The sequence below is a fragment of the Cryobacterium melibiosiphilum genome, assembly GCF_003602235.1.
Lineage (GTDB): Bacteria > Actinomycetota > Actinomycetes > Actinomycetales > Microbacteriaceae > Cryobacterium > Cryobacterium melibiosiphilum.
Window position 1 is genome coordinate 1 of sequence record NZ_QZVS01000028.1, and the last position, 9,005, is coordinate 9,005.

Annotated in this window: 10 protein-coding genes and 1 pseudogene; 7 read left to right on the plus strand and 4 right to left on the minus strand. The window is 60.4% G+C overall.

Going from position 1 to position 9,005, the window contains the following annotated elements; translation table 11 throughout:
- From D6T64_RS00500 to D6T64_RS22985, 4 genes are all read left to right on the plus strand, one after another.
- A partial coding sequence (locus D6T64_RS00500; RefSeq protein WP_147364389.1) for a M23 family metallopeptidase occupies positions 1-679 on the plus strand: 679 nt, incomplete at its 5' end.
- A 168-nt stretch (positions 680-847) separates the two neighbouring features.
- A complete protein-coding gene (locus tag D6T64_RS00505; RefSeq protein ID WP_119970399.1) occupies positions 848-1,270 on the plus strand; it encodes a helix-turn-helix domain-containing protein in 423 nt (140 codons plus the stop codon).
- Positions 1,271-1,493: 223 nt separating this feature from the next.
- Positions 1,494-1,730 (plus strand): toxin-antitoxin system HicB family antitoxin, encoded by a 237-nt coding sequence (locus D6T64_RS00510; protein WP_140425453.1) that lies wholly within the window; start codon positions 1,494-1,496, stop codon positions 1,728-1,730.
- Positions 1,731-1,866: 136 nt separating this feature from the next.
- Positions 1,867-3,873: a hypothetical protein gene (locus D6T64_RS22985; protein ID WP_233550753.1), complete on the plus strand. Its 2,007-nt coding sequence runs from the start codon at positions 1,867-1,869 to the stop codon at positions 3,871-3,873.
- Positions 3,874-4,167: 294 nt separating this feature from the next.
- On the opposite strand, the gene D6T64_RS00520 is transcribed toward D6T64_RS22985, so the two are convergent.
- The gene (locus tag D6T64_RS00520; RefSeq protein WP_119970405.1) at positions 4,168-4,758 is read right to left on the minus strand and encodes a TetR/AcrR family transcriptional regulator; all 591 of its coding nucleotides are present in this window, start codon (positions 4,756-4,758) and stop codon (positions 4,168-4,170) included.
- Between the two features lie 71 nt (positions 4,759-4,829).
- On the opposite strand from D6T64_RS00520, the gene D6T64_RS00525 reads away from it, so the two are divergent.
- Complete coding sequence (locus D6T64_RS00525) at positions 4,830-5,186, plus strand: DsrE family protein (RefSeq protein ID WP_119970407.1); 357 nt, start codon at positions 4,830-4,832, stop codon at positions 5,184-5,186.
- Positions 5,187-5,225: 39 nt separating this feature from the next.
- Complete coding sequence (locus D6T64_RS00530; protein WP_119970409.1) at positions 5,226-5,519, plus strand: putative quinol monooxygenase; 294 nt, start codon at positions 5,226-5,228, stop codon at positions 5,517-5,519.
- Between the two features lie 379 nt (positions 5,520-5,898).
- Here the strand turns inward: D6T64_RS00530 and D6T64_RS00535 are convergent, their stop codons facing one another.
- From D6T64_RS00535 to D6T64_RS22070, 3 genes and pseudogenes are all read right to left on the minus strand, one after another.
- On the minus strand, positions 5,899-6,861 hold the full coding sequence (locus tag D6T64_RS00535; protein WP_119970411.1) for an ATP-grasp domain-containing protein: 963 nt from the start codon (positions 6,859-6,861) through the stop codon (positions 5,899-5,901).
- A 69-nt stretch (positions 6,862-6,930) separates the two neighbouring features.
- Positions 6,931-7,059: pseudogene (locus tag D6T64_RS00540) on the minus strand (AbgT family transporter); the annotation flags it as partial.
- Positions 7,060-7,143: 84 nt separating this feature from the next.
- On the minus strand, positions 7,144-7,614 hold the full coding sequence (locus D6T64_RS22070; protein WP_147364391.1) for a DUF6416 domain-containing protein: 471 nt from the start codon (positions 7,612-7,614) through the stop codon (positions 7,144-7,146).
- A 238-nt stretch (positions 7,615-7,852) separates the two neighbouring features.
- Between D6T64_RS22070 and dprA the strand changes: the two genes are divergently transcribed.
- Positions 7,853-8,611, plus strand: coding sequence for a DNA-processing protein DprA (dprA, locus tag D6T64_RS00545; protein ID WP_158594745.1), 759 nt, complete (start codon positions 7,853-7,855; stop codon positions 8,609-8,611).
- The last annotated feature ends 394 nt before the right edge of the window (positions 8,612-9,005 follow it).

Below are 9,005 nucleotides of genomic sequence, written 5' to 3' on the forward strand. Positions count from 1 at the left end.
TTTCGAGCGTCTCGTCGGCGTTGCCGACTGGCAAAGCCTTGCGCCCACCCTCGCCATTCACAAGGTGCAAGGCAACGCCGACCCGTACCACTACGAAACATTTTTCGGCGCGGCCGACCAAATCGTCACCGCACTCGCGGGCGACGGAGCCACTGGCGGTGGGTGCACCAGCGGCACTATCGCGATGCCGCTCAGTCCAGGTTTCAACATGACTGATGACTACGGCCCCCGTCGCAGCCCAGTCGCGGGGGCCAGCAGCTGGCATCCCGCTTCCGACCTGCAGAACTACCCCAACCCGTGCGGCGACCAGATCTACGCCATCACCAGCGGAACTGTCACTCTCATTGAGGGCTACCAGGTCTCGATCAAATCATCGGACGGCTACACAGTCTCCTACCTGCACATGAAACTTTCCGACGTGTCCGTACAGATCGGTGATGCCGTTGCGACCGGTCAGCCGATCGCGCTCGTCGGTAACGAAGGACCATCCACAGGGTGCCACCTCGATCTTCGAATCAATACAGCGGGCAGTACGAATGAAGCCGTGAACACTCTCACGGCAGGTGAGGATCTCGGCGGTCCGTCGGCGGCGGCAAGGTTTGTAAATCCGGAGGACTACTTCACCCTGTTCGGCATGGAATTGTGTCCGGAAGGTTCGTGTCAGAGGCAGTATTCATGATCCCGAATCAGACGCGCAGGCTCCCGGACATAAAAGCGGGATTGACCTGCTGGAATAATGCCATAAGTGGTGTGGATACCGATGCTGATATCACCCCACCAGCACGGACCGACCCGGTGACCGTTTGCCGCATATCCGAATCGGATTTTTAGATGAAAGACACCGCCCATGATGGACGATGAATACTGGGACACCTACCCAGAGACACTGACCACCAGCGACGTGGCCAAAATTCTCCACGTCGGAAAACCCGCCGTGTTCGCACGACTCCACAGTGGCATCATCCCCACGCACCAGGTCGTCGGTTCCTGGATCGTCTTCAAAGTCGAAGTTCGTGCGTGGCTTGATTCCACCAGCAACCAGGTGCCTGTCGGTCCTGCGGCCGTCGTCGACGTGCTCGCCGCCTACGGTGACGAACTGAACTACCGCGATCTCATGGTCCTCTTCGATAAGACCAAGCCCACCATCTACCGGTGGCTGCAAACGGGCGAGATCCCCGCGTACCACGTCGAAAATCGATGGATCGTCCACAAGACCCAGCTACGCCAACGACTCCAGGAGACCAGTAATCAGCGTGGTGACGATGAATAAAATCCGACACGCCGCGCTTAGCCCAAGGCTGCCGGCCTCATCGATTCCGCTCCGCCGCGCCAACAGGTCAGGAGCGACCAATGGGTGCGCTACTGCGTCGTGCCCGAGCGCGTCGCTGAACTCAACGAAGCGCTCGTACGCGAACCGGGGCAGCGCACCGATTTGGGGACCTCGGCGGCGTGTCTTTCCCGAATGCATTCACTTCGCTGCCATGCTCAATGGCATGAGCGCAATCAAGGGCCGGGCCAGACGCCCGGAGAATACCCCCACCGTGCTGTTTCAGGCACGAGTGAACTCCGCAATCCGTGAAGAGGTCAACGCCGCGGCTACCGCGAGCGGCGTCTCGTCCGGGATGTACCTCGAGGCTCTATTGCGCATGACGCTTGAGGCCGAAGGTCAGCTTCCCGTGCTTGACCTTTTCCCCCCTCGTCAGGAGGAGTTGCATATCCCAGCGGCTTAAACGAAAGAGCCCGCCGCTTCCGCGACGGGCCGACATAAGTTTCGTAGCTCAAACCCTCTCAGCTTGGCGGCAACGAGGTTCGAGCTAATTAAAAGATCCGGTTCTCAGGCCGGGGCTTTTGTGTACCCAATCGGAGTTGAATCGAAGGGATGACCTCATAGTAACCGATATATACCGTTTTGACGCCGTTTCCGTGATTGAAACTCCGTTGGGCGTGTCTTCCGACCGGTTGACGGCCTGGGATTTGACGCGCCGACTGAGTCCGCGCGGCCAGGTGCGGGTGATGAAGCGTGATGCGTACGGTCGTTTGGACGAGAACAGTTACCCCCTCATTTACCGGGTCGGCCCAACCGCGCCCACGACACCGTGGCTGGTGCGTATGGCCGACGACATGGGGATTTTTCGTCTTCTGTGTTTTGACTTCGACGGCAAGGAAGCCGGTGTGGTCTCTGCCGATTTGATGGAACGCGCCGTTGATGATTGTGATGCTCTGTCGGGGATTCTTGATCGACTTGGGATCGCCCATGTTGTGTGCCAGTCCTCGGGAACGGGTGGCCGTCATATCTGGGTTGCCCTGCAGGGTGGCGCTTCTGCGGGCACGGTGGCCGCTCTGGCCGGCGCCGCGCATGCCAACTTTGCGACGTTGGACCATGGGATGCTCTGCAACCCACGGGAGGGCGGGGCGCGGCCGCCGTTGGCTCCGCATCGTGATGGCAGCAGCTCGACGGTTCTCCGCGGCCAGCTGGCCGGGCTTCTCGCACCGTCGGCGACGAGTAGCGACCTTGAAGCGCTGACCACTGTTCTTAACGCGGCGCGGCCAGCGCCTCGGCTGGCTGATACGAAGCCGTCCGGTCCCCTGGACATCCGTTATAGCGCTCCCCGCCCGCTCAACGTGTGGGGTCAGGGCCATATGGCTACCGTCAGCGGGGGCAGCAATGCGAGCTGGACGGGGTTTATGTGCTTGCTCGCGGCCGCGTCGGCTGGGTGGACGTTGGCCGAGGTCGAGAAGGAGGCCCGTACGGCGCCGGGGATGGAGCATTACCGGACCAAGAACACCAGCCACGGCACGCGCAAACCGCGCAGCCCTGTGGAAGCCCAGGCGCGCCTGGAACGGCAGTGGGCCAAAGCCCAGCAGTATTCGGCGCTACAAGCGCCCCTCTCCGCTTCGCAAGCACCATCCGACTTGACCGATTTGCGCATCATCGTGGATACCGTCGATGACCTCCTGACCCGGTTCCGGGTCTCTCCCGGCCGGTGGGGCCAGAGCGAAGCAGCCGTGTCCCAGCGCAGCATCCTGACCGCTGTGGCCTACCTGAGCTTGCAGACCGGGAAACGCACTGTCGCGGCCTCTATCCGGGATCTGGCCCTGATGGTCGGCCTCAGCCGCGACACCGCCCGGAGAGCCCTCACCGTCCTTGCGGCCGACGGGTTTCTTGTCCGGGTTGCGCTTAGTGATGGCGGCAACGCCGCCGAATGGGGGCTAATCCCAAAGTTTTCCACAGCCCCTCGTACGGTTGCGTCACAACCACTTAATAACCCCCGCCCCCCCTCCGAACTCTTCAACCTGCGAACGTCGTTAGTGACCACGCTGGAACGCCAGCTCACTGACGGTCGCCACGACCTCTTCACCCGCCCTGGCCTCGGACACCTCGCCGGCAAGGCCTACGCCCTGCTGGCCCAGCATCCCTCCCTTACGATTGATGCGACTGCTCGGTTGCTGGGAGTGAGTACTCGGCATACCTCCACGATTCTGAGCCGCCTTCGCACCCACCGTCTGATCGTGAAGCATGTGAACGGGTGGGCTCGGGCGAAACAGGACCTCCGCGACCGGGCTGCGCGCATCGTGGGTGTTGCTGGTCTTCTGTTGGATCGAGCACGGCGGTATCAGGCCGAACGAGAGGTGTGGGCGTGGTGGCAAGCCGAAGTCGCCACCATGAACGCCGGTCCTCGGCGTCGTCCGAAGGGAGTGCACGTGTCCAGTCGGCCCTTGTTCCGAGATACGAACGCACCGGGTGAACGCGTGTGGCCCCGTTACCCGCGCTCGAGTACCCAACGCGGCGATCACCGCTCCGCACGGGAACTTGTGGACCTCGGCGTGCTGGATCCCGACAATCGTTGGCAATACCTCGGCGACGCCGCTTAGGCCATAGATGCGACCGTGCTAGGGGCTCTTCGGCCGTGACCGAGGCGCGACTGCTTTTTGTCAACCTTGTATTTGTTTTACCGGTCACCGCAGTTCGCTTTACGTTGTCGTGCCAGATAGGCAATGAAAATCAGTTGTTGGAGAGAACCAATATCTGACAACACCACCAGCACCACCGCCCGGATGGGTACCATCGAACACGTCGATCCGAACCCGATTGTGAAACACCGAACATCACAGACCGTTAGCGTCGGGTGTCTGGTGATTTCACAAGTCACATCGCAGGGACCGTCGTTATCGGCCGTGTTGGGTATCCCCTGGGTTGTGAGCGTCAACGAGTTCTTGTGCCATGGTGCTGGCTTCGCGGACCAGAGCAGCGTCGCGGCCGACTTTCGCTGCGGTGATGGCCGCGTCATAAAGCAAAACCAGGCGAGATGTCGAGATGGAGGCAGCGTCTTTATCTGTGAGGTTGGCCAGATGTGTGCGAACGACAGCGCGGTAGTTCGTGGTGACCGTGCGTACTGCCGTGCAGTGTGGCAGTTCGATCACGGCGTTGGTGAATGGGCAGCCGTGGAACGTGTTCGACTCGACTGAGCGAGCGAGGTCCTCAAATACGGCTGCTATTCGCTCCCGGTGCGGTGAGAGTGGGTTGTCCAGGGCGAGGGCGTTTCTGATCCAGCCGTCGAGTTCCTGTTCTAGGTAGGCCACGACGAGAGCTTCTTTGTTGGCGAAGTTGTTATAGAGGCTGGCTTTAGCGACGCCCGCGTTACGCACGACGAGGTCGATTCCCGTTGCATTGATGCCGTGTTCGTGGAACAGGCGGCCTGCGGAGGCGAGTAGGCGCTCCTTGGCGCTCACTATCGGGGTGATGGTTGACGAATGCATACTTTGATATTACCAGACCGATCGGTATAGTGAGTGGTGGCCAGATCGGTCTATCTAGGAGGTAAGTATTTATGTCTATATCTAAGATCGCCGTTGTCATTTATGAGCCCATCGGCTCCGACACCTCACGCGTTTATCGCGGCCTCAAGACTGCCCTTGAGTTCAAGGACGCTGGCGATGACGTTGTCGTCGTCTTCGACGGGTCAGGTGTTGAATCCCTCGCCGCTATCTCAGACCCGAAGCACAAGATGAATCCTCTCGCCGTCGCTTTGCACGACAACATCCGGGGCGCCTGCGCGTTCTGCGTGGGATCTCACGGAGTTACCGACGCTGTCGAGGCCGGTGGGTGGCCGTTGCTGACGGATTACAAGGGTGAAGCAAGTATCCGTTCTCTCGTGGTCGAGGGCTACCAGATCCTCAATTTCTAAGAACGACCTTTTTTCGCTCTTATTTGAATTGGAGTTTTCATGGCCTTGACTGTTCTTCTTGACCTTCGCCTGAAGCCGGAAGCCGTCCTCGGCGCGCCGGCGATGCTGCGAGACATTCTCACTGGGACCCGAGCGTTTGAGGGGTGTCTGGGTGTTGACGTGTTGCTTGATTGTGAAGATCCGGCCCACATTATTTTGTTGGAGCGGTGGGCGTCGGCCGAAGCTGACGCTGCCTATCGTAAGTGGCGCGGGGGCGCGGGTGCGACCGAACTGAGCTCAGTACTAGCCAGCGCTCCCCACGTCTCAATGTTTGAAACTGCCAGCGACATCTGACTGAGCACGACAGCGCACACCCGAGGTCATGACCATGTTCTTCGGTGTGCGCTGTGGTGTGTTCCCGCCGCTGGAGCCAGGCCAGGTAAGCCTGCTCCACGTGGTGCAGTTGCAGGCCAGTCCCTACACAACATGCGAGGAGCAGGCCAGGTAGCAAGCAGTTTGCAAAGTCGGATACGACCATCTTGTTGGAGACCAACCAGTTCTTCCCGACGGGGCAGCTCACGGCTGCGTACTTCTCCCGCGAAGAAATCTCTCGGTTGCGTTGATTTCAACGGTGCATTGGTGGTGCCGGCTATCACGGCAGCTCAAACCGCCGCGGATCAACCTGCAGGTTTATCTGTTTCGTGAGCTGGCCCCGGGGCGGGCGCGACACAGTTTAGGCTGTGAGCTTTTTGAGGTACCGTGCCAGGGCGCGTAGAGCCGAACGGGGGGCCTCGGCCTCGACGAAGGCGTTGTAGTTTGTGTTGGTGTTCACGTCGTAGGTGAGCACGCGTCCGTCTTCAGCTTCGATGAATTCGATGCCGCAGACCTCCAAGTTGTTGCGGCGTGCGAACTCGAGGTATTTCTCGATGATTGAGTGGTCGAAATCTTCGCGCAGACTGAACAATTGTTGACCGGCTACGGGGGCGATGGTAGCGCCGGGAGGCATGATCAACTCGCGTGTGATCGGGTCAATGGCGCAGGCATCCGCGGGGCACAGCTGGAAGCCGCCGCGTGCGGTGTCGGCTTTGACGGCGTAGATGAACTCGCCCCCCACGATCTCGACCCGGGTGATGAACGGTTCCGCAGCTTGGATGTATTCCTGAATCAGGGTAATGCCATCTTGGGGTTCCTCGAACTCGTCGGACGCTACGTACTCGGCGAGCTCGTCGTGGCTTGTGAACTTGCGCACGCCTAAACCTTTACCGCCCTGGTTGTGTTTGGTCATGAAGGGGGTGGGGAAGTCGCGTGCGGCGGAGAGGATTTGCTCGTGGCCCACCGCCGCAACTGTGCGTGGGGTATCGATACCAGCGGCCTTGAGAGCGACCAACTGCTCGACTTTGCTCATCTCGAGTTCGAGCACGCGTCGACCATTCACGGTGCGGCGGCCGTGGGCCTCAAGCCAGGCCAACACGGCGCGTGCGTAGTCTTTCGATTTTCCGTGGTCGCGTGTGTGAGCGGATGCGCTGATTCGGGACCAGAAGATTCCTTCTGGCGGTACCGAATCTAGGTCGAGAACACCGTCGGTGAGCAGCCATTCCTTCACCTCCATGCCCTCTGCTTCAAAAGCCCGAACGAACGGTGGAAACCATTCGGGGTTCTCGTGCAGGACATAGATCGTGGGCTGACTGGACGTCATAGAAATCCTTTCGGGTTGCACTGTGCTTAAGGATGCTCCGCCGTGGGGTATTCCTTGGGTTGTGCGCAGTTACTTCTGCGGGATCATGATGCCGTTGTCCGGTCCCATCGGCAGGTCGAAGAAGAAGAAGACACTCAGCACGGCTACCCAGGCGAGCCAGAACGTGACTGCGAAGGGCAGCATGCGGGCGATTACGGTGCCGAGGCCAAGGCCCTGGGCATCTCACGAGCGACGATCTACCGCCACCTCAACCCTTAGCGCCAACCACCCTTCCATTACTGGTCAGACCCCAGCCTCACGGAAAAGTGCGGCGACTTGGGGGGCCATCCAGTATTGAGTTCCATCCCAGTCCCAGACGAAATGCCACGGATCGCCGTCGTCGGACAGGTAGCGAGGCGCACCCGCTTTTTTCACCGCACGGCCTGCAGATCCGAATACACCTGCCACTCCACTCACGCCGTTCGGGTGGTCGATGTGCTCGACGAGTTCCCGCGGTGTAAATCTCTTGGGACGCTCTTCCAATGCCCCATCGACGAGCAAACCCAAAGCCGTCTGGCCCGCGGCACTCAAGTTCGACCAGATTTTTTGGGCCAGATGCACTGCACCTGGATCGGTTACCCAAGCTGGCACCCGGTCTCCACTCAGCAGTTCACTGGCTGCGGTGAACTCTTCCGTCTCTGACATAAACTCTCCGAATCGTCGATAAAACTCAGCAATTCGTTGTTCCGGTACAAAAACTGTGACTTCTTTCACAACTACCTCCGAGGTATTGTTCCGCCGCTGATATGCCTTTTTTATAGGCTACTTGCCGGGCTAAAACAATGCAAGAGCTATTTCGGAGATATATCAAAACGATCGTTGCGAGCCGTTGCGGCTCTAGGACCGCTCCGCGGCCGCGCGCGGAATCTGGACCGTCATCAGCGAACCCGGCGACAGCGACACCGGCCAACTCATCAAAGCGCTGGGAGCAGAAGAAGCGCTCGACGTCATCTTGCACGGGACCGGCGACGCTGCAGGAATCGAACTCGCCACCCTTCGAGCGCGTGCCCTCCCCCGCTCCACAACTGCCAGCATCAGCGCAACGTTCGACGCGGCCACCACAGCGGGCTCGGAACTCATCACCCCCGAGCACCCGCACTGGCCCGCCGGATTGAACGACCTCGGCACTGCTGCCCCGTACGCGCTCTGGGCACGCGGGAACACCGAGATCCTGGCCGACACCCTCAGTACGGCTGTAGTCGGCGCGAGAGCTGCCACCGGCTACGGGGAACACGCCACGATGGAAATCACTGCAGGACTCGTCAGCCGTGGCCACACCATCATCAGCGGGGCCGCATACGGGATCGACGCAATGGCACACAGGGCAGCACTGGCCAGCGGCGGACGCACGGTCGCCTACCTCGCCGGAGGACTCGACCGCTACTACCCCAGCGGCCACCAAGAACTCCTGTCAAGGATCGCGGAAGCGGGCGTGGTGGCAACCGAAATCGGCTTCGGCCAGAGCCCCACCAAATACCGGTTCCTGATGCGTAACCGCTTGATCGCCGCAGCGGCCCGGGCGACCGTCGTCACGGAAGCTGGCTGGCGCTCAGGTGCCCTGAATATCGCTGCACACGCCCTCGGAATCAACCGCCCCGTGGGCGCCGTTCCTAGCCCCGTGACCTCACCAGCCAGCGCAGGCTGCCACCGCCTGATCCGCGAATACGGGGCGCAGCTCGTCACCAACGCCGAGGATTCCGCCGCACTCTAACCGGACAGCCGGTCAGCCTCACGGCTGGCCGGCGAGGGGCGCTCCCCCTCGCGCTCCCCCACATCGGCATATCACAGTGATATCACTCTGAAATCAAGACGGCCATGCCGTCAAGAGCAATTGGAGCCGCTGTGCGGCACTGTCCACTGGGCCTTTTTGTCCTTTCTGGCGTTTCACCGTAGCTCCCTTTCGTGCCTTCGTCACCCACATTCTCGGACGCGCCCTGCGGGCATATTTCGCCCGAGAATCCGTGCACTGCGCCACTCCCGGTCACTATCGATTTCTCTTGCCAGATAGGGGTCAGCTCACGATACGGAATAAATAACACGCTAAGGGTTTCCGGCCCTGCTAAATGGTCTCTGTTTCACGAAACGGGATAAATATCACGGTAAGA

What these genes read in the sequence shown, in the direction of transcription:
- D6T64_RS00525 (WP_119970407.1), top strand. Translation starts at nt 4,830, where the DNA reads ATGTCTATATCTAAGATCGCCGTTGTCATTTATGAGCCCATCGGCTCC.
- D6T64_RS00505 (WP_119970399.1), top strand. Translation starts at nt 848, where the DNA reads ATGATGGACGATGAATACTGGGACACCTACCCAGAGACACTGACCACC.
- D6T64_RS00530 (WP_119970409.1), top strand. Translation starts at nt 5,226, where the DNA reads ATGGCCTTGACTGTTCTTCTTGACCTTCGCCTGAAGCCGGAAGCCGTC.
- D6T64_RS00510 (WP_140425453.1), top strand. Translation starts at nt 1,494, where the DNA reads ATGAGCGCAATCAAGGGCCGGGCCAGACGCCCGGAGAATACCCCCACC.
- D6T64_RS00520 (WP_119970405.1), bottom strand. Translation starts at nt 4,758, where the DNA reads ATGCATTCGTCAACCATCACCCCGATAGTGAGCGCCAAGGAGCGCCTA.
- D6T64_RS00535 (WP_119970411.1), bottom strand. Translation starts at nt 6,861, where the DNA reads ATGACGTCCAGTCAGCCCACGATCTATGTCCTGCACGAGAACCCCGAA.